Source organism: Bradyrhizobium sp. Cp5.3 (assembly GCF_000426265.1).
In the GTDB taxonomy this organism is placed as follows: Bacteria; Pseudomonadota; Alphaproteobacteria; order Rhizobiales; family Xanthobacteraceae; genus Bradyrhizobium; species Bradyrhizobium neotropicale.
The window spans coordinates 85,568-102,894 of sequence record NZ_AUFA01000021.1; the positions used below are offsets into that span (position 1 = coordinate 85,568).

A 17,327-nucleotide genomic window follows, 5' to 3' on the forward strand; every position below is an offset into this window, starting at 1 on the left:
GTCAAATGGCCAAAGCAAAGTTTGAACGTAACAAGCCGCACTGCAACATCGGCACCATCGGTCACGTCGACCATGGCAAGACGTCGCTGACCGCGGCGATCACCAAGGTTCTCGCCGAAGCCGGCGGTGCGACGTTCACCGCGTACGACCAGATCGACAAGGCGCCGGAAGAGAAGGCGCGCGGCATCACCATCTCGACCGCGCACGTCGAGTACGAGACGCCGAACCGCCACTACGCCCACGTCGACTGCCCCGGCCACGCCGACTACGTGAAGAACATGATCACCGGCGCCGCCCAGATGGACGGTGCGATCCTGGTCGTGTCGGCCGCTGACGGCCCGATGCCGCAGACCCGCGAGCACATCCTGCTCGCCCGCCAGGTCGGCGTGCCCGCGCTCGTCGTGTTCCTCAACAAGTGCGACATGGTCGACGATCCGGAGCTGCTCGAGCTCGTCGAGCTCGAAGTCCGCGAGCTGCTCTCGAAGTACGAATTCCCGGGCGACAAGATTCCGATCATCAAGGGTTCGGCGCTGGCCGCTCTCGAAGACTCCGACAAGAAGCTCGGCCACGATGCCATCATCGAGCTGATGAAGAACGTCGACTCGTACATCCCGCAGCCGGAGCGTCCGATCGATCAGCCGTTCCTGATGCCGGTCGAAGACGTGTTCTCGATCTCGGGCCGCGGCACCGTCGTGACCGGCCGTGTCGAGCGTGGCGTGATCAAGGTCGGCGAGGAAATCGAGATCGTCGGTTTGCGTGCGACCCAGAAGACCACGGTCACCGGCGTCGAAATGTTCCGCAAGCTGCTCGATCAGGGCCAGGCCGGCGACAACATCGGCGCTCTGCTCCGCGGCACCAAGCGCGAGGAAGTCGAGCGCGGCCAGGTGCTCTGCAAGCCGGGTTCGGTCAAGCCGCACACCAAGTTCAAGGCTGAGGCTTACATCCTCACCAAGGAAGAGGGCGGTCGCCACACCCCGTTCTTCACCAACTACCGTCCGCAGTTCTACTTCCGCACCACCGACGTGACCGGTGTCGTGCATCTGCCGGAAGGCACCGAGATGGTGATGCCGGGCGACAACATCGCGATGGAAGTGCACCTGATCGTGCCGATCGCGATGGAAGAGAAGCTCCGCTTCGCGATCCGCGAAGGCGGTCGCACCGTCGGCGCCGGCGTCGTCGCCTCGATCATCGAGTAATTACGCGAATAAGGATTGGCGAGTAGCGAGTGGAAACATTCGCTATTCGCTACTCGCCACTCTGCTCAAAGAAAGACCACGGCAATGAACGGCCAAAATATTCGTATCCGTCTCAAAGCGTTCGACCATCGTATTCTCGATACGTCGACCCGCGAGATCGTGAACACGGCGAAGCGCACCGGCGCGCAGGTCCGCGGACCCATTCCGCTGCCCACCCGCATCGAGAAGTTCACCGTCAACCGTTCGCCCCACGTCGACAAGAAGAGCCGCGAACAGTTCGAGATGCGCACTCACAAGCGCCTGCTCGACATCGTCGATCCGACCCCGCAGACCGTCGATGCTTTGATGAAGCTCGACCTGGCCGCCGGTGTCGACGTCGAGATCAAGCTCTAAGATTTTGGATCCCGTTCGCGCAAGCGGACAGAAAGAACAGGAAGCAAGCCGATGCGCTCCGGAGTGATCGCACAAAAGGTCGGGATGACGCGGGTCTTCACGGAGGCCGGCGAACATATCCCCGTGACCGTGCTGAAGCTCGGCAATTGCCAGGTCGTAGGCCACCGCACCGAAGAGAAGAACGGTTACGTCGCGCTCCAGCTTGGTTCTGGTGCCCGCAAGACCGTTTACATGCCCAAGGCAGAGCGCGGCCAGTTCGCGGTCGCCAAGGTCGAGCCGAAGCGCCGGGTCGAGGAGTTCCGCGTCACCGCGGACGCCATGATCCCGGTCGGCGCCGAGATCCAGGCCGATCACTTCGTCGTCGGCCAGTTCGTCGACGTCACCGGCACCTCGGTCGGTAAGGGCTTCGCCGGCGGTATGAAGCGCTGGAACTTCGGCGGTCTGCGCGCCACCCACGGTGTGTCGATCTCGCACCGCTCGATCGGTTCGACCGGTGGTCGTCAGGATCCCGGCAAGACCTGGAAGAACAAGAAGATGCCCGGCCACATGGGTGTCGACCGCATCACCACGCTCAACCTCCGCGTCGTTCAGCTCGATGTCGAGCGCGGCCTGATCCTCGTCGAAGGCGCCGTTCCCGGCTCCAAGGGCGGCTGGATCCGCGTGCGCGACGCCGTCAAGAAGCCGCTGCCTAAGGAAGCTCCGAAGCCCGGCAAGTTCAAGGTTGCTGGCGACGCGGAAGCCGCCCCGGCTGCGCAGGAGGCGTGAGATGGAATTGAAGGTCACCACCCTCGAAGGTAAGGAAGCCGGCTCCGTCCAGCTCTCCGACGCCATTTTCGGTCTCGAGCCGCGCGAAGACATCATTGCACGTTGCGTGCAGTGGCAGCTCAACAAGCGCCAGGCCGGTACGCACAAGGCCAAGGGCCGCGCCGAGATCTGGCGCACCGGCAAGAAGATGTACAAGCAGAAGGGCACCGGCGGTGCTCGTCACGGCTCGGCTCGCGTGCCGCAGTTCCGTGGCGGTGGCCGTGCCTTCGGTCCGGTGGTGCGTTCGCACGCCACCGACCTGCCGAAGAAGGTCCGCGCGCTTGCTCTCAAGCATGCGCTCTCGGCCAAGGCCAAGGACGGCGATCTCGTCGTGATCGAGAAGGCCGCGCTGGAAGCCGCCAAGACCAAGGCGCTGCTCGGTCATTTCTCGGGCCTGGGGCTCACCAACGCGCTGATCATCGACGGCGCCGAGCTCAACAACGGCTTTGCCGCTGCGGCCCGCAACATCCCGAACATGGACGTGCTGCCGATCCAGGGCATCAACGTCTATGACATCCTGCGCCGTCAGAAGCTCGTTCTGACCAAGGCCGCCATCGATGCGCTGGAGGCGCGCTTCAAATGACGAAGAACATCGAGCCTCGCCACTACGACGTGATCCTGTCGCCGGTCGTCACCGAAAAGGCGACGATTGCCTCGGAGCACAACAAGGTCCTGTTCAAGGTGGCCGCGAAAGCGACCAAGCCGCAGATCAAGGAAGCGATCGAGAAGCTGTTCGACGTCAAGGTCAAGAGCGTCAACACGCTGGTCCGCAAGGGCAAGACCAAGGTCTTCCGCGGCAATCTCGGTTCGCAGTCGAACAGCAAGCGCGCGATCGTGACCCTCGAAGAGGGCCACCGGATCGACGTCACCACCGGTCTGTAAGGTCGTACGACGATGGCACTGAAGACATTCAATCCCACGACGCCGGGCCAGCGCCAGCTGGTCATGGTCGATCGTTCGGCCCTCTACAAGGGCAAACCGGTCAAGGCGCTCACCCAGGGCAAGAAATCCTCGGGCGGCCGCAACAACACCGGTCGCATCACCGTGCGCTTCCGCGGCGGCGGCCACAAGCAGACGCTGCGCACCGTCGACTTCAAGCGCGAGAAGGTGGACGTTCCCGCCACCGTCGAGCGGCTCGAGTACGATCCGAACCGCACCGGCTTCATCGCGCTGATCAAGTATCAGGACGGTGAGCAGGCCTACATCCTGGCGCCGCAGCGCCTGGCCGTGGGTGACACCATCATCGCCGGCAACTATGTCGACGTGAAGCCGGGCAACGTCATGCCGCTGGGCAACATGCCGGTCGGCACGATCATCCACAACATCGAGACCAAGATCGGCAAGGGTGGTCAGCTCGCCCGTTCCGCCGGCACCTACGCCCAGCTCGTCGGTCGCGACCAGGACTACGTGATCATCCGCCTGAACTCGGGCGAGCAGCGCCTGGTGCACGGCCGCTGCCGCGGCACGATCGGCGCGGTGTCGAACCCGGATCACATGAACACCTCGATCGGCAAGGCCGGTCGCAAGCGTTGGATGGGCCGTCGCCCGCACAACCGCGGTGTCGCGATGAACCCGATCGACCATCCGCACGGCGGTGGTGAAGGTCGTACCTCCGGCGGTCGCCACCCGGTCACTCCGTGGGGCAAGCCGACCAAGGGCAAGAAGACCCGCACCAACAAGTCGACCAACAAATTCATTCTCCTAAGCCGCCACAAGCGGAAGAAGTAAGGAACGCCGGACATGGTTCGTTCAGTCTGGAAAGGCCCGTTCGTCGAGGGTTCTCTGCTCAAGAAGGCAGATGCCGCGCGCGCGTCCGGCCGTCACGACGTCATCAAGATCTGGAGCCGTCGCTCGACCATCCTGCCGCAGTTCGTCGGCCTGACCTTCGGCGTCTACAACGGCCAGAAGCACGTGCCGGTCGCGGTCAACGAGGAAATGGTCGGCCACAAGTTCGGCGAGTTCTCGCCGACCCGGACCTTCCATGGCCACTCCGGCGACAAGAAAGCCAAGAAGGCTTGAGGATTAAACGATGAGCAAACCTAAGCGCGAACGGAGCCTCGCCGACAACGAGGCCAAGGCGGTCGCCCGGATGCTGCGGGTGAGCCCGCAGAAGCTCAACCTGGTCGCCCAGCTCATTCGCGGCCGGAAGGCGTCTGCCGCGCTCGCCGACCTGCAGTTCTCGCGCAAGCGGATCGCGGTCGACGTGAAGAAGTGCCTGGAATCGGCTATCGCCAACGCCGAGAACAACCACGACCTCGATGTCGACGATCTCGTCGTGGCGCAGGCCTTCGTCGGCAACGGCCTCGTGATGAAGCGTTTCGCTGCCCGCGGCCGTGGCCGTTCGGGTCGTGTCTACAAACCATTTTCGCAGCTGACGATCATCGTTCGTCAGGTCGAAGCCGAAGCGGCCGCCTAAGGGACGCAGGAGAAAACGATGGGTCAAAAGATCAATCCGATCGGTCTGCGTCTCGGCATCAACCGGACCTGGGATTCCCGCTGGTTCGCCGGCAAGCAGGAATACGGCAAGCTGCTGCACGAGGACGTCAAGATCCGCGAGATCCTGCACAAGGAGCTCAAGCAGGCGGCTGTCGCCCGCATCGTGATCGAGCGTCCGCACAAGAAGTGCCGCGTCACCATCCACTCGGCCCGTCCGGGTGTGGTGATCGGCAAGAAGGGCGCCGACATCGACAAGCTGCGCAAGAAGGTGGCGGACATCACCTCGTCCGACGTCGTCATCAACATCGTCGAGATCCGCAAGCCGGAGCTCGATGCGACGCTGGTGGCCGAGTCGATCGCGCAGCAGCTCGAGCGCCGTGTGGCGTTCCGCCGTGCCATGAAGCGCGCCGTGCAGTCGGCGATGCGTCTCGGCGCGGAAGGCATCCGCATCAACTGCTCGGGCCGTCTGGGCGGTGCGGAAATCGCGCGCATGGAGTGGTATCGCGAAGGTCGCGTGCCGCTGCACACGCTGCGCGCCGACATCGACTACGGCGTTGCGACCGCGTTCACGACCTTCGGCACCTGCGGCGTCAAGGTCTGGATCTTCAAGGGTGAGATCCTCGAGCACGATCCGATGGCCCAGGACAAGAGAATGGCCGAAGGCGAGGGTGGTGGTAGCGGTGGTGGCCGTCAGCGCCGCGACGCGGCCGCGGCCTGAGCCAGCACAGGAATTTGAGGGCTTAAAGCCATGATGCAACCTAAGAAAACGAAGTTCCGGAAGGCGCATAAGGGCCGCATCCACGGCGTCGCGTCTTCGGGCGCGACGTTGGCGTTCGGCCAGTTCGGCCTGAAGGCGACCGAGCCGGAGCGCGTCACCGCGCGCCAGATCGAAGCCGCCCGCCGCGCGCTGACCCGCCACATGAAGCGCGCCGGCCGCGTCTGGATCCGCGTGTTCCCCGACGTTCCGGTGTCGAAGAAGCCGGCCGAAGTCCGCATGGGCTCCGGCAAGGGTTCGCCGGAATTGTGGGTCGTTCGCGTGAAGCCGGGCCGGGTGCTGTTCGAGATCGACGGCGTCAACACCCAGACGGCACGTGAGGCGCTGACCCTGGCGGCCGCCAAGCTGCCGATCAAGACGCGCTTCGTCGAGCGCATTGCGGAGTAATGGCCATGGCCCAGATGAAGATCGAAGACATCCGCGCGATGAGCCCCGACCAGCAGGATGACGCCGTCCTGAACCTGAAGAAGGAGCGCTTCAACCTGCGCTTCCAGCGCGCCACCGGGCAGCTCGAGAACACCTCGCGCCTGCGCGAGGCTCGCCGTGACATCGCCCGGATCAAGACCGTCGCCGCGCAGCAGCGCGCGAAGAAGAAGTAAGAGGCTTACGAAGATGCCGAAACGTACTCTGCAGGGCGTGGTCGTCAGCGACAAGCAAGCCAAGACCATCGTGGTGCGCGTCGATCGCCGCTTCACGCACCCGATCTACAAGAAGACGATCCGCCGTTCGAAGAACTATCACGCGCACGACGAGAGCAACGAGTTCAAGCCGGGCGACGTGGTGTGGATCGAGGAATCGAAGCCGATTTCGAAGTTGAAGCGCTGGGTCGTGATCCGGGGCGAGCACAAGAAAAGCGCCTGAGCTGCCGGCACTTAGCCGACTGACTTCAGGGAAATGTTGAGCGCAGCGCGTCTGCGCGAAGAGAAAGAGGACGAGGTGCATCAATGATTCAGATGCAGACCAACCTCGACGTGGCCGACAATTCTGGCGCACGCCGTGTCATGTGTATCAAGGTGCTCGGGGGCTCCAAGCGCCGCTACGCCACCATCGGCGACATCATCGTCGTGTCGATCAAGGAAGCCATTCCGCGCGGCAAGGTGAAGAAGGGCGACGTGATGAAGGCCGTCGTGGTGCGTGTCCGCAAGGACATCCGCCGCGCCGACGGTTCGGTCATCCGCTTCGACCGCAACGCCGCCGTCCTGATCAACAACCAGGCCGAGCCGGTCGGCACCCGTATCTTCGGGCCCGTGCCGCGCGAGCTGCGCGCCAAGAACCACATGAAGATCATTTCGCTCGCGCCGGAGGTGCTGTGATGGCTGCGAAGATCCGCAAGGGCGACAAGGTCGTCGTGCTGACCGGTCGCGACAAGGGTCGCACCGGCGAGGTGTTCGAGGTGCGTCCCGACGCCGGCACCGCGCTCGTGCGCGGCATCAACATGGTCAAGCGTCACCAGAAGCAGACGCAGGCCCAGGAGGGCGGCATCATCTCGAAAGAGGCGCCGATCCAACTGTCCAACATCGCGTATGTCGGCAAGGACGGAAAGCCGACGCGCGTCGGATTCAAGATTCTGGCGGACGGCAAGAAGGTTCGCATCGCCAAGAGCTCGGGAGCTGAGATCGATGGCTGAGACCGTTTACGTGCCGCGCCTGCGCGCGGAATATGACGCGAAGATTCGCGGCGCGCTGACCGAGAAGTTCGGTTACGAGAACGTCATGCAGGTTCCGCGCCTGGACAAGGTCGTGCTGAACATGGGCGTTGGCGATTCCGTCAACGACCGCAAGAAGGCCGAGAACGCCGCCGCCGAGCTGACCCAGATCGCCGGCCAGAAGGCGATCGTGACCTATTCGCGTATCGCGATCGCGACCTTCAAGCTGCGTGAGAATCAGCCGATCGGCTGCAAGGTCACGCTGCGCAAGACCCGTATGTACGAGTTCATCGATCGCCTGGTGACGGTCGCGCTGCCGCGCGTCCGCGACTTCCGCGGCCTGAACCCGAAGAGCTTTGACGGCCGCGGCAACTACTCGCTCGGCATCAAGGAGCACATCATTTTCCCCGAGATCGACTTCGACAAGGTCACGGAAGCCCGCGGTATGGACATCACCGTCTGCACCACGGCCAAGACCGACGAAGAGGCGAGGGCCTTGTTGACCGCTTTCAATTTCCCGTTCCGGCAGTGAGACGCTGACCTAAAGCCTCTCAAACGCGGATACCCAGGAGCCAAGCATGGCAAAGAAGAGTTCAGTCGAGAAGAACAACCGGCGCAAGCGGATGGTGAAGAACGCCGCCGCCAAGCGCGAGCGGTTGAAGGCGATCATCGCCGACAAGAAGCTGCCGATGGAGGAGCGCTTCGCTGCGACGTTGAAGCTGGCGGAAATGCCGCGCAACTCGTCGGCGACCCGCATCCGTCTGCGTTGCGAGCTGTCGGGCCGTCCGCGCTCGAACTACCGCAAGAACAAGCTGTCCCGTATCGCGCTGCGCGAACTTGGCTCCAAGGGCATGGTCCCGGGCCTCGTGAAGTCGAGCTGGTAAGGAGGGTCGTTTAGATGTCTACGCACGATCCAATCAGCGATCTCATCACCCGCATCCGCAACGCGCAGATGCGCTCCAAGACCAAGGTCTCCACGCCCGGCTCCAAGATGCGCGAGAACGTGCTCGAGGTGTTGAAGACCGAGGGCTACATCCGCGGCTACGCCACGCTCGAGCATTCCTCGGGCCGCAGCGAGATCGAGATCGAGCTGAAGTATTTCGACGGCGAGCCCGTCATCCGCGAGATCGAACGTGTCTCCAAGCCCGGGCGCAGAGTCTACGCCTCGGTGAAGAACCTGCCGCGGGTCAACAACGGGCTCGGCATTTCGGTGTTGTCGACGCCGAAGGGGATCATGGCCGACCACAGCGCGCGCGACGCGAATGTGGGCGGTGAAGTCCTCTTCACGGTGTTCTGAGAAGGATTTTTGATCCATGTCACGTGTTGGCAAAAGGCCTGTGGCGGTGCCGTCGGGCGTTACCGCGACCGTCGATGGGCAGACCGTCAAGATGAAGGGGCCGAAGGGCCAGCTTCAGTTCGTCGTCCATGACGACGTCGAGGTGAAGCTCGAGAACGGCCAGGTCAAGGTCAAGCCGCGGCTCGAGACCAATCGCGCGCGGGCGCTCTACGGCACCGCACGCGCCCAGGTCGCGAACCTCGTCGAAGGCGTCACCAAGGGCTTCGAGAAGAAGCTCGAAATCACCGGCGTCGGCTACCGCGCCGCGATGCAGGGCAAGAACCTGCAGCTCGCGCTCGGCTACAGCCACGACGTGATCTATCAGATCCCGGAAGGGATCACGATCACCGTGCCGAAGCCGACCGAGATCACGGTGACCGGCAGCGACGTCCAGCGCGTCGGCCAGGTGGCCGCTGAGATCCGCGCCTATCGTCCGCCGGAGCCCTACAAGGGCAAGGGCGTGAAGTATGTTGGCGAATTCATCTTCCGCAAGGAAGGCAAGAAGAAGTAACGGAGCCGGTCATGTCGAAAGCCAAGGTTACGAATGCCCGGCGCAAGCGGAGTGTGCGGCTGAAGCTGCGCCGCTCCGGTGGTGGCCGTCCGCGCCTGTCGGTGTTCCGTTCGTCCAAGCACATCTACGCCCAGGTCATCGACGACCTGAAGGGCGAGACGCTGGCCTCTGCCTCCTCGCTCGAGAAGTCGATGCGCGACGGCGGCAAGACCGGCGCCGACATCGATGCTGCGAAGGCGGTCGGCAAGCTGCTGGCCCAGCGTGCCGCGGAGAAGGGCGTCAAGGAAGTCGTGTTCGATCGCGGCAGCTATCTCTATCATGGGCGCGTCAAGGCTCTTGCCGACGCGGCGCGTGAGAGCGGGCTGAGCTTCTAACAGAATTTGAGGATTGAGGCGTAAGCCTCTGAAGGATTGGAAAAACCATGGCAGGTGAACGCGAACACCGCGGCGGACGTGAACGCAGGGAGCGCGAGGAGCGCGACAGCGAGTTCGTCGACAAGCTCGTCCACATCAACCGCGTGGCCAAGGTCGTCAAGGGCGGCAAGCGCTTCGGTTTCGCCGCGCTGGTCGTGATCGGCGACCAGAAGGGCCGCGCCGGCTTCGGTCACGGCAAGGCGCGCGAAGTGCCTGAGGCGATCCGCAAAGCGACGGAAGCCGCCAAGCGCAACCTGACCCGTGTGTCGCTGCGCGAGGGCCGCACCCTCCATCACGACATCGCCGGCCGTCACGGCGCGGGCCGTGTGTACCTGCGCGCCGCTCCGGCCGGTACCGGCATCATCGCCGGCGGTCCCATGCGCGCCGTGTTCGAGACGCTCGGCGTCCAGGACGTGGTGGCGAAGTCGATCGGCTCGTCGAACCCGTACAACATGGTGCGCGCGACCTTCGACGCGCTCAAGCACCAGGATTCGCCGCGTTCGGTCGCAGCCCGCCGCAACATCAAGGTATCCACCCTGCAGGCCCGTCGCATCGGCGGCGATGCCGAGGCGGCTGCCGACTAACGGAAGCTTTTCGGAGTAGACTCCCATGGCCAAGGCCGCAAAGACGATCAAGCTCGAGCAGACCGGCAGCGCGATCCGCCGCCATCACTCGCAGCGTTCGACGTTGATCGGACTCAAGCTCAACAAGATCGGCCGCATCAGCGAGCTGCCGGATACCCCGGCGGTCCGCGGCATGATCGAGAAGGTTCACCATCTCGTCCGCATTGTCGACGAGAAGTAAGACAAGGAGAAGGGCGATGAAGCTCAGCGATATCGCCGACAACGCCGGCTCGCGCAAGAAGCGCATGCGCGTCGGCCGCGGCATTGGTTCGGGCAAGGGCAAGCAGTCCGGCCGCGGCGGCAAGGGCCAGACCGCGCGTTCGGGTGTGCGCATCAAGGGTTTCGAAGGCGGCCAGATGCCGATGCATCGCCGTCTGCCCAAGCGCGGCTTCAACAACATCTTCCGCGTCGAGTTCGTCGAGATCAATCTCGACCGGCTCCAGGAAGCGGTTGATGCCAAGAAGATCGACGCCGGCAGCGTCGTGAACGTCGAGGCGCTGGTGAAGGCCGGCGTGCTGCGCCGCGCCAAGGCCGGTCTGCGGCTGCTCGGCCGCGGCGAGCTCAGGGCCAAGCTCAACATCGAAGTGCATGGCGCCTCGAAGTCCGCGATCGCGGCGGTCGAGAAGGCCGGCGGCTCGGTGAAGATCCTCGCGCCCGCCAAGGAAGAAGGCGAGGCGGCGTAACAACTGCGTCATTGGCCCGCGGCTCGCGGGCCTTTACGCATGCTGGACGTTGGACTTATCGAAGCCGAGCACCAGATAATGTCCGGCGTCCGCTAAAGTAGCCCGGCCGCGGGCATGACGGCGCAAAAGGCGGCGGGAGAAAGTCCAAGATGGTCTCAGCAGCGGAACAACTGGCAGCCAATCTCAATTTCGGCGCGTTTGCCAAGGCCGACGAACTGAAGAAGCGCATCTGGTTCACCCTGGGTGCGCTGCTCGTTTATCGGCTGGGGACCTACATCCCGCTGCCTGGTATCGATCCGAACATCTGGGAGCAGGTGTTCCGCTCGCAGGCAGGCGGCATCCTCGGCATGTTCAACATGTTCGCCGGCGGCGGCATCCACCGCATGGCGATCTTCGCGTTGAACATCATGCCGTACATTTCGGCCTCGATCATCATCCAGCTTCTCACCACCGTCTCGCCGCAGCTCGAGGCGCTGAAGAAGGAAGGCGAGGCGGGCCGCAAGACGCTGAACCAGTACACGCGCTATCTGACCGTGATCCTGGCAGCGTTCCAGTCCTACGGTATCGCGGTGGGTCTCGAGGGCGCCGGCAACGTCGTCAGCGACCCCGGCATGTTCTTCCGTCTCTCCACGGCGATCACGCTGACCGGCGGCACCATGTTCCTGATGTGGCTGGGCGAGCAGATCACCTCGCGCGGCATCGGCAACGGCATCTCGCTGATCATCCTATCCGGCATCGTCGCCGAGCTGCCCGCGGCGCTCGCCAACATGCTCGAGCTCGGTCGTCAGGGCGCGATGTCGACCGGCCTGATCCTGGTCGTGATCGTGATGGCGGTCGCCGTGATCGCCTTCATCGTGTTCATGGAGCGTGCCCAGCGCCGCCTCTTGATCCAGTATCCGAAGCGCCAGGTCGGCAACAAGATGTTCGAGGGCCAGTCCTCGCATCTGCCGCTGAAGCTCAACACCTCGGGCGTGATCCCGCCGATCTTCGCGTCGTCGCTGCTGCTGCTGCCGACCACGGTCGCGAACTTCAACGCCGGCAAGGGGCCGGAGTGGTTCCAGTGGATCACGACCCAGCTCGGCCACGGCCGTCCGCTGTTCCTGATCCTCTATCTCGCGCTGATAGTGTTCTTCGCGTTCTTCTACACCGCGATCGTGTTCAACCCGACCGAGACCGCGGACAATCTGAAGAAGCATGGCGGCTTCATTCCGGGCATCCGTCCCGGCGAGCGCACCGCGGAATACATCGACTACGTGCTGTCGCGCATCACCGTGATCGGCGCAATCTATCTCGCGATCGTCTGTTTGATCCCAGAGATCCTGATCTCCTACGCCTCGGTGCCGTTCTACTTCGGCGGCACGTCGCTGCTGATCGTGGTGAGCGTCACCATGGATACGGTCGCGCAGGTGCAGGGCTATCTGCTCGCCCATCAGTATGAGGGGCTGATCCGGAAGTCGAAGCTGCGCGGCGGTCGCCGTCGCTGACGCGCGGCGGCCGGTCAGACCGCCGATCGCTGCCACCGATTCGCTGCGCGCACGTAGTGCGCAGCGGCCACAAGGTCCGCGCCGAGCCGCGCGACTGCATCGGCAGAGCCGCTCTCACCACCACGCAATCGCTGATTTCACAGGGCTTCTTGGCCTCTGGGCATCCGCTCCCCTATGATATGGGTGGCGGTGCGGCGCTGATTGTGGTTTGCACTGTTTCTTGATCTTCAAACACTGGTGCGCGACGTATCGCTCACCAATCCGGGGGGCGTACGCCGATGAGAATTATACTTCTGGGACCGCCGGGGTCGGGCAAGGGGACCCAGGCGCAACTGCTGGTGCAGCGCTACGGCATCGTCCAGCTCTCGACCGGCGAGATGCTTCGCGCTGCGGTTGCGGCCGGTACGCCGGTCGGGCTGAAGGCCAAGGAGATCATGGCTGGTGGCGGCCTCGTGCCTGACGACGTCGTGGTCGGAATCATCTCTGACCGGATCGACCAGCCGGATGCCAAGGCCGGTTTCATCCTGGACGGCTTCCCGCGCACCGTGCCGCAGGCCGAGGCGCTCGACGAGCTCCTCAAGCACAAGCACATGAAGCTCGATGCCGTGATCGAGCTCCGCGTCAACGAGAGCGCGCTTCTGAGCCGCGTCGAGACGCGCGTGGCGCAGATGCGGGAGCGCGGGGAGGAGGTCCGGGTCGACGACACTCCAGAGGTCCTGACCAAGCGGCTGGCCAGCTACCGCAGCCTGACGGAACCCCTGATTCACTACTATTCCGAGCGGCGCAAGCTCTCGACCATCGATGGCATGATGGCCATCGACGAAGTCACCCGTGCGATTCACCGCCTCCTGCTGGCCCTCGGGGCGGTCGAGCCCAAGACGCACGTCAAGGGGACGGCCAAGAGCACGGTGAAGGGCGCCGCCAAGAAGGGGGCTAAAAAGGCCGCCAAGGTGGCCAAGAAACCGGCAAAAACGGCCAAAAAGGCTGCAAAAGCCTCCAAAAAGGCTGCCAAGGGCGCCCCGAAGACCACCAAGAAGGCCCTGAAGAAGGCGGCCAAGAAAATGGTCAAAAAGGCCGCCAAAAAGGGCCCGAAGAAGAGCGCAAAAAAGGTCACGAAAAAGCGAGCTAAACGCTAGCAGCGGTTGACGAAAGCCCCCTGAATCCCTTAATAAGCCCCGCATCCAAGTCGGATAGTTTCAGACGATGCCGGGCCCCAGGAAGACCGGGGGTGGGCGTCGTGTTCGCGTTTGTGAACACCTGCCCGAGAAAGCAAGCACTTAAAGCCTGATTCCTGACGAGGGATCGGCAACAGGAGAGAAGGCCGTGGCCCGTATTGCCGGCGTGAACATTCCCACCAACAAGCGCGTGCTGATCGCGCTCCAGTACATCCATGGCATCGGCCCCAAGATCGCCGGTGACATCATCGAGAAGGTGAAGATCCCCGAGGATCGTCGCGTCAATCAGCTCAGCGACGCCGAAGTGCTCCAGATCCGCGAAGTGATCGACCGCGACTATCTCGTCGAGGGCGACCTGCGTCGCGAGGTCGGCATCAACATCAAGCGTCTGATGGATCTCGGCTGCTATCGCGGACTGCGTCATCGTCGCGGTCTGCCGGTGCGCGGTCAGCGTACCCACACCAATGCGCGCACGCGCAAGGGCCCGGCCAAAGCCATCGCCGGCAAGAAGAAGTAAGTCTTCGAATTCCATCGCGGCGTGTGGCGAACAGGGGATTGCCCGTTCGCCACGCGCCTTTCGTTCCACAGGTGTAGCCGCTGGCATTACGGCGGCGTTTGAGATCTTCAGGAAAGGGACTCAATGGGCAAGGAAGCCACCCGCGTTCGCCGTCGTGAGCGCAAGAACATCGCCTCCGGCGTCGCGCACGTGAACTCGTCGTTCAACAACACGACCATCACCATCACCGACGCGCAGGGCAACACGATTGCCTGGTCGTCAGCGGGCACCATGGGTTTCAAGGGATCGCGCAAGTCGACCCCGTATGCAGCGCAGGTCGCTGCGGAGGACGTTTCCAAGAAGGCGCAGGAGCACGGCATGCGCACGCTGGAAGTCGAAGTCGCCGGTCCCGGTTCGGGCCGCGAATCGGCGCTCCGCGCATTGCAGGCTGCGGGCTTCACCGTCACCTCGATCCGCGACGTGACCACGATCCCGCACAATGGTTGCCGGCCGCGCAAGCGCCGCCGCGTTTGATACGAAGTTGCGGGTGCATTGGCGCCCGCGATGACTTTTTGCGAAGCCGCGGGAATGATCTGCGGCCTTTCTCCAACGCCAGTATTTTGAACTTTCAAATTGACTGGCCTGTATGGGTGAAACAGTGACGATCCAGAAAAATTGGCAAGAACTGATTCGGCCGAACAAGCTCCAGGTCACGCCCGGCAGCGATCCGGCCCGTTTCGCGACCATCGTCGCCGAGCCGCTCGAGCGCGGCTTCGGCCAGACGCTCGGCAATGCGCTGCGCCGCATCCTTCTGTCCTCGCTCCAGGGCGCGGCGGTGCAGTCGGTGCACATCGACGGCGTGCTGCACGAGTTCTCCTCGATCGCGGGCGTCCGTGAGGACGTCACCGACATCGTGCTCAACATCAAGGACATCTCGATCAAGATGCAGGGCGAAGGCCCCAAGCGCATGGTCGTGAAGAAGCAGGGCCCGGGCGTGGTCACCGCCGGCGACATCCAGACCGTCGGCGACGTCACCGTGCTCAACCCGGACCTGCAGATCTGCACCCTCGACGAGGGCGCGGAGATCCGCATGGAGTTCACGGTCTCGACCGGCAAGGGCTACGTGCCCGCCGAGCGCAACCGGCCCGAGGATGCGCCGATCGGCCTGATCCCGGTCGACAGCCTGTACTCGCCGGTCCGCAAGGTCTCCTACAAGGTCGAGAACACCCGCGAGGGCCAGATCCTCGACTACGACAAGCTGACCATGACGATCGAGACCAACGGCGCGATCTCGCCGGACGACTCGGTGGCCTATGCCGCGCGCATCCTGCAGGATCAGCTCAACGTGTTCGTCAACTTCGAAGAGCCGCGCAAGGAAGTTGCCCAGGAGATCATCCCGGACCTCGCCTTCAACCCGGCCTTCCTCAAGAAGGTGGACGAGCTCGAGCTGTCGGTGCGTTCGGCCAACTGCCTGAAGAACGACAACATCGTCTACATCGGCGACCTCGTGCAGAAGTCGGAAGCCGAAATGCTCCGCACTCCGAACTTCGGCCGCAAGTCGCTGAACGAGATCAAGGAAGTGCTGGCCCAGATGGGTCTGCACCTCGGCATGGAAGTGCCGGGCTGGCCGCCGGAGAACATCGACGAGCTCGCCAAGCGCTTCGAGGATCACTACTGATCCGAACGTACGACAAGCTAAGGCGCGAATTCATCGCGCTTTAGTGGGCGAACGCAGGCAGCCCACCTGAGCAACATGTCCGACGAACCGTCGCGGCAGTTTTAACGTAAGGAATAGTCACATGCGTCACGGCAAGGTTCATCGGAAGCTCAACCGCACGGCCGAGCACCGCCGCGCGATGTTCGCCAACATGGCGGCCTCGCTGATCAAGCACGAGCAGATCGTCACCACGCTGCCCAAGGCCAAGGAGCTTCGCCCGATCGTCGAGAAGCTCGTCACCCTCGGCAAGAAGGGCGGCCTGTCGCTGCGCCGCCAGGCGATCGCCGAGATGCGCGACGTCGACATGGTCAAGAAGCTGTTCGACACGCTGGCGCCCCGCTACAAGGACCGCCAGGGCGGCTACACCCGCATCATCAAGGCCGGCTTCCGCTATGGCGACAACGCCGCGATGGCCGTGATCGAATTCGTCGATCGCGACGTCGACGCCAAGGGCCAGGACTCCGGTCCGGTGCAAGAGAAGGAAGCCGAGGCGGCGTAAGCCGGACCGGCCATCAGGTTTCAAAAGCGGCGCCCCCCGGGCGCCGCTTTTTTGTATATCGCAGCCATTTCTCAAGCTGCGCACGATGATTTTTGCAGAAGCTTTTTCATTCGGGGGTTTCAATGCGAATTGCCGTCAGGATTCCTTTTGGGCTTGCGCTGTCGCTGGTGATGTCGCCGGCCATGGGCGAGACGCTGGCCGAGCGGGGCGCCTATCTCGTCAACAGCGTGATGGTCTGCCACAACTGCCACACCCCGCGCGGGCCACAAGGGCTCGATCTCTCGCGCGCGCTCTCGGGCGGACAGGCCTTTGACGAGCCGGCGTTCAAGGTCACCGGCTCCAACATCACGCCCGACAAGGACACCGGCATCGGCAACTGGACCGATGACGGGCTGAAGCGGTTTCTCGTCAGCGGGATCAGGCCGAACGGGACGGCGGTCGCGCCGATCATGCCGACGGCATTCTACACGGTGCTCACGGCCCGCGATCTCGATGCACTTGCGGCTTACTTGCGCTCCGTGCCGCCCGTCCGCCACGAGACGCCGACGCCGGAATATCGGATCGCGCTGAAGCCGGAGACGCCGACTTACGCCGGCAAGCAGGCGAGCGAATCTGAATTGACCGACCAGCTCTCGCGCGGCCGCTATCTCATGACCATCGCCCATTGCCTGGAATGTCACACGCCGGAAGGGCCGTCCGTGGTGCACGATTTCACTGGCGCAAGCGGCAAGGGCGGCCGGACGTTCAAGGGGCCGTGGGGCGAATCCGTCTCCGCCAACATCACCTCGGACCGAGCGGCCGGGCTCGGCGGGTGGAGCGACGACGAGATCAAACGCGCCGTCACGCAAGGCATCGCGCGCGACGGGCACAAGCTCAAGCCGCCGATGGCCTATGCCGGCTACGCCACCATGACGGCGCAGGATCTCGACGCGATCGTCGCCGCTCTCCGGACGCTGGCGCCGCACGAATAGAGGCGTAGGGTGGGCACGCTTCCGCCTTCGCTCTTCGAGCTACGGCGGACAAGCCGCGTTGCCCATCCTACACGCTCAATTTGCAGGCGCCTATTCCTCACGCATCGGTGAGCGGCAATTGCGGTGCGATCAAGGACGCCCGATATTCTCCATCGACATCGATGGAGATG

The 17,327-nt window shown here is 63.7% G+C and carries 29 protein-coding genes; all 29 read left to right on the plus strand.

Annotated features, from left to right (window positions below):
- Positions 1-5 precede the first annotated feature (5 nt).
- The 29 genes from tuf to K289_RS0125700 all read left to right on the plus strand — a co-directional run bounded on the left by tuf (position 6) and on the right by K289_RS0125700 (position 17,157).
- Positions 6-1,196: an elongation factor Tu gene (tuf, locus tag K289_RS0125560; RefSeq protein ID WP_027554152.1), complete on the plus strand. Its 1,191-nt coding sequence runs from the start codon at positions 6-8 to the stop codon at positions 1,194-1,196.
- Between the two features lie 84 nt (positions 1,197-1,280).
- Positions 1,281-1,589, plus strand: a complete 309-nt coding sequence (rpsJ, locus tag K289_RS0125565) for a 30S ribosomal protein S10 (protein ID WP_002712302.1) — start codon at positions 1,281-1,283, stop codon at positions 1,587-1,589.
- 51 nt (positions 1,590-1,640) lie between these two features.
- Entirely contained in the window at positions 1,641-2,354 is a 714-nt protein-coding gene (gene rplC, locus K289_RS0125570) for a 50S ribosomal protein L3 (protein ID WP_027554153.1), read from the plus strand.
- 1 nt (position 2,355) lies between these two features.
- A complete protein-coding gene (gene rplD / locus K289_RS0125575) occupies positions 2,356-2,976 on the plus strand; it encodes a 50S ribosomal protein L4 (RefSeq protein ID WP_018647243.1) in 621 nt (206 codons plus the stop codon).
- Positions 2,973-3,275: a 50S ribosomal protein L23 gene (locus tag K289_RS0125580; protein ID WP_008136362.1), complete on the plus strand. Its 303-nt coding sequence runs from the start codon at positions 2,973-2,975 to the stop codon at positions 3,273-3,275. The genes rplD and K289_RS0125580 overlap by 4 nt, the downstream gene beginning before the upstream one ends.
- Before the next feature lie 12 nt (positions 3,276-3,287).
- Positions 3,288-4,121 carry a 50S ribosomal protein L2 gene (gene rplB / locus K289_RS0125585; RefSeq protein WP_027554154.1) on the plus strand — a complete coding sequence of 278 codons (834 nt, stop codon included), beginning with the start codon at positions 3,288-3,290 and terminating at the stop codon, positions 4,119-4,121.
- Positions 4,122-4,133: 12 nt separating this feature from the next.
- Positions 4,134-4,412, plus strand: coding sequence for a 30S ribosomal protein S19 (rpsS, locus tag K289_RS0125590; protein WP_008136357.1), 279 nt, complete (start codon positions 4,134-4,136; stop codon positions 4,410-4,412).
- A gap of 10 nt (positions 4,413-4,422) precedes the next feature.
- Positions 4,423-4,809: a 50S ribosomal protein L22 gene (rplV, locus tag K289_RS0125595; protein WP_008549264.1), complete on the plus strand. Its 387-nt coding sequence runs from the start codon at positions 4,423-4,425 to the stop codon at positions 4,807-4,809.
- Between the two features lie 18 nt (positions 4,810-4,827).
- A complete protein-coding gene (rpsC, locus tag K289_RS0125600; protein WP_027554155.1) occupies positions 4,828-5,547 on the plus strand; it encodes a 30S ribosomal protein S3 in 720 nt (239 codons plus the stop codon).
- 30 nt (positions 5,548-5,577) lie between these two features.
- Positions 5,578-5,991 carry a 50S ribosomal protein L16 gene (rplP, locus tag K289_RS0125605; RefSeq protein ID WP_027554156.1) on the plus strand — a complete coding sequence of 138 codons (414 nt, stop codon included), beginning with the start codon at positions 5,578-5,580 and terminating at the stop codon, positions 5,989-5,991.
- Positions 5,992-5,996: 5 nt separating this feature from the next.
- Positions 5,997-6,203: a 50S ribosomal protein L29 gene (gene rpmC, locus K289_RS0125610; RefSeq protein WP_027520957.1), complete on the plus strand. Its 207-nt coding sequence runs from the start codon at positions 5,997-5,999 to the stop codon at positions 6,201-6,203.
- Positions 6,204-6,216: 13 nt separating this feature from the next.
- A complete protein-coding gene (rpsQ, locus tag K289_RS0125615) occupies positions 6,217-6,465 on the plus strand; it encodes a 30S ribosomal protein S17 (RefSeq protein ID WP_018647248.1) in 249 nt (82 codons plus the stop codon).
- 83 nt (positions 6,466-6,548) lie between these two features.
- Positions 6,549-6,917 (plus strand): 50S ribosomal protein L14, encoded by a 369-nt coding sequence (rplN, locus tag K289_RS0125620; protein WP_008549246.1) that lies wholly within the window; start codon positions 6,549-6,551, stop codon positions 6,915-6,917.
- Positions 6,917-7,231 carry a 50S ribosomal protein L24 gene (rplX, locus tag K289_RS0125625; protein ID WP_011088142.1) on the plus strand — a complete coding sequence of 105 codons (315 nt, stop codon included), beginning with the start codon at positions 6,917-6,919 and terminating at the stop codon, positions 7,229-7,231. The genes rplN and rplX overlap by 1 nt, the downstream gene beginning before the upstream one ends.
- Entirely contained in the window at positions 7,224-7,781 is a 558-nt protein-coding gene (rplE, locus tag K289_RS0125630; RefSeq protein WP_035685704.1) for a 50S ribosomal protein L5, read from the plus strand. Before rplX ends, rplE begins: the two co-directional genes overlap by 8 nt.
- A 46-nt stretch (positions 7,782-7,827) precedes the next feature.
- Positions 7,828-8,133, plus strand: coding sequence for a 30S ribosomal protein S14 (rpsN, locus tag K289_RS0125635; RefSeq protein WP_018322268.1), 306 nt, complete (start codon positions 7,828-7,830; stop codon positions 8,131-8,133).
- Between the two features lie 14 nt (positions 8,134-8,147).
- The gene (gene rpsH, locus K289_RS0125640) at positions 8,148-8,546 is read left to right on the plus strand and encodes a 30S ribosomal protein S8 (RefSeq protein ID WP_027554158.1); all 399 of its coding nucleotides are present in this window, start codon (positions 8,148-8,150) and stop codon (positions 8,544-8,546) included.
- A gap of 16 nt (positions 8,547-8,562) precedes the next feature.
- Positions 8,563-9,096, plus strand: coding sequence for a 50S ribosomal protein L6 (gene rplF, locus K289_RS0125645; protein ID WP_027554159.1), 534 nt, complete (start codon positions 8,563-8,565; stop codon positions 9,094-9,096).
- Positions 9,097-9,107: 11 nt separating this feature from the next.
- Positions 9,108-9,470: a 50S ribosomal protein L18 gene (gene rplR, locus K289_RS0125650; protein WP_027554160.1), complete on the plus strand. Its 363-nt coding sequence runs from the start codon at positions 9,108-9,110 to the stop codon at positions 9,468-9,470.
- 47 nt (positions 9,471-9,517) lie between these two features.
- Positions 9,518-10,093 carry a 30S ribosomal protein S5 gene (gene rpsE, locus K289_RS0125655; RefSeq protein WP_027554161.1) on the plus strand — a complete coding sequence of 192 codons (576 nt, stop codon included), beginning with the start codon at positions 9,518-9,520 and terminating at the stop codon, positions 10,091-10,093.
- 25 nt (positions 10,094-10,118) lie between these two features.
- Positions 10,119-10,313 carry a 50S ribosomal protein L30 gene (rpmD, locus tag K289_RS0125660; protein WP_027554162.1) on the plus strand — a complete coding sequence of 65 codons (195 nt, stop codon included), beginning with the start codon at positions 10,119-10,121 and terminating at the stop codon, positions 10,311-10,313.
- Between the two features lie 16 nt (positions 10,314-10,329).
- On the plus strand, positions 10,330-10,815 hold the full coding sequence (rplO, locus tag K289_RS0125665; protein ID WP_027554163.1) for a 50S ribosomal protein L15: 486 nt from the start codon (positions 10,330-10,332) through the stop codon (positions 10,813-10,815).
- Positions 10,816-10,964: 149 nt separating this feature from the next.
- Entirely contained in the window at positions 10,965-12,299 is a 1,335-nt protein-coding gene (gene secY, locus K289_RS0125670) for a preprotein translocase subunit SecY (RefSeq protein WP_027554164.1), read from the plus strand.
- A gap of 278 nt (positions 12,300-12,577) precedes the next feature.
- A complete protein-coding gene (locus K289_RS0125675; RefSeq protein WP_027554165.1) occupies positions 12,578-13,435 on the plus strand; it encodes an adenylate kinase in 858 nt (285 codons plus the stop codon).
- 187 nt (positions 13,436-13,622) lie between these two features.
- The gene (rpsM, locus tag K289_RS0125680) at positions 13,623-13,991 is read left to right on the plus strand and encodes a 30S ribosomal protein S13 (RefSeq protein ID WP_018647258.1); all 369 of its coding nucleotides are present in this window, start codon (positions 13,623-13,625) and stop codon (positions 13,989-13,991) included.
- 123 nt (positions 13,992-14,114) lie between these two features.
- Positions 14,115-14,504: a 30S ribosomal protein S11 gene (gene rpsK / locus K289_RS0125685; RefSeq protein ID WP_007603045.1), complete on the plus strand. Its 390-nt coding sequence runs from the start codon at positions 14,115-14,117 to the stop codon at positions 14,502-14,504.
- A 112-nt stretch (positions 14,505-14,616) separates the two neighbouring features.
- Entirely contained in the window at positions 14,617-15,648 is a 1,032-nt protein-coding gene (locus tag K289_RS0125690) for a DNA-directed RNA polymerase subunit alpha (protein WP_035685709.1), read from the plus strand.
- A 121-nt stretch (positions 15,649-15,769) separates the two neighbouring features.
- Positions 15,770-16,186, plus strand: coding sequence for a 50S ribosomal protein L17 (rplQ, locus tag K289_RS0125695; RefSeq protein ID WP_027554167.1), 417 nt, complete (start codon positions 15,770-15,772; stop codon positions 16,184-16,186).
- A 122-nt stretch (positions 16,187-16,308) separates the two neighbouring features.
- Positions 16,309-17,157, plus strand: a complete 849-nt coding sequence (locus K289_RS0125700) for a c-type cytochrome (protein WP_027554168.1) — start codon at positions 16,309-16,311, stop codon at positions 17,155-17,157.
- Positions 17,158-17,327: the final 170 nt, after the last annotated feature.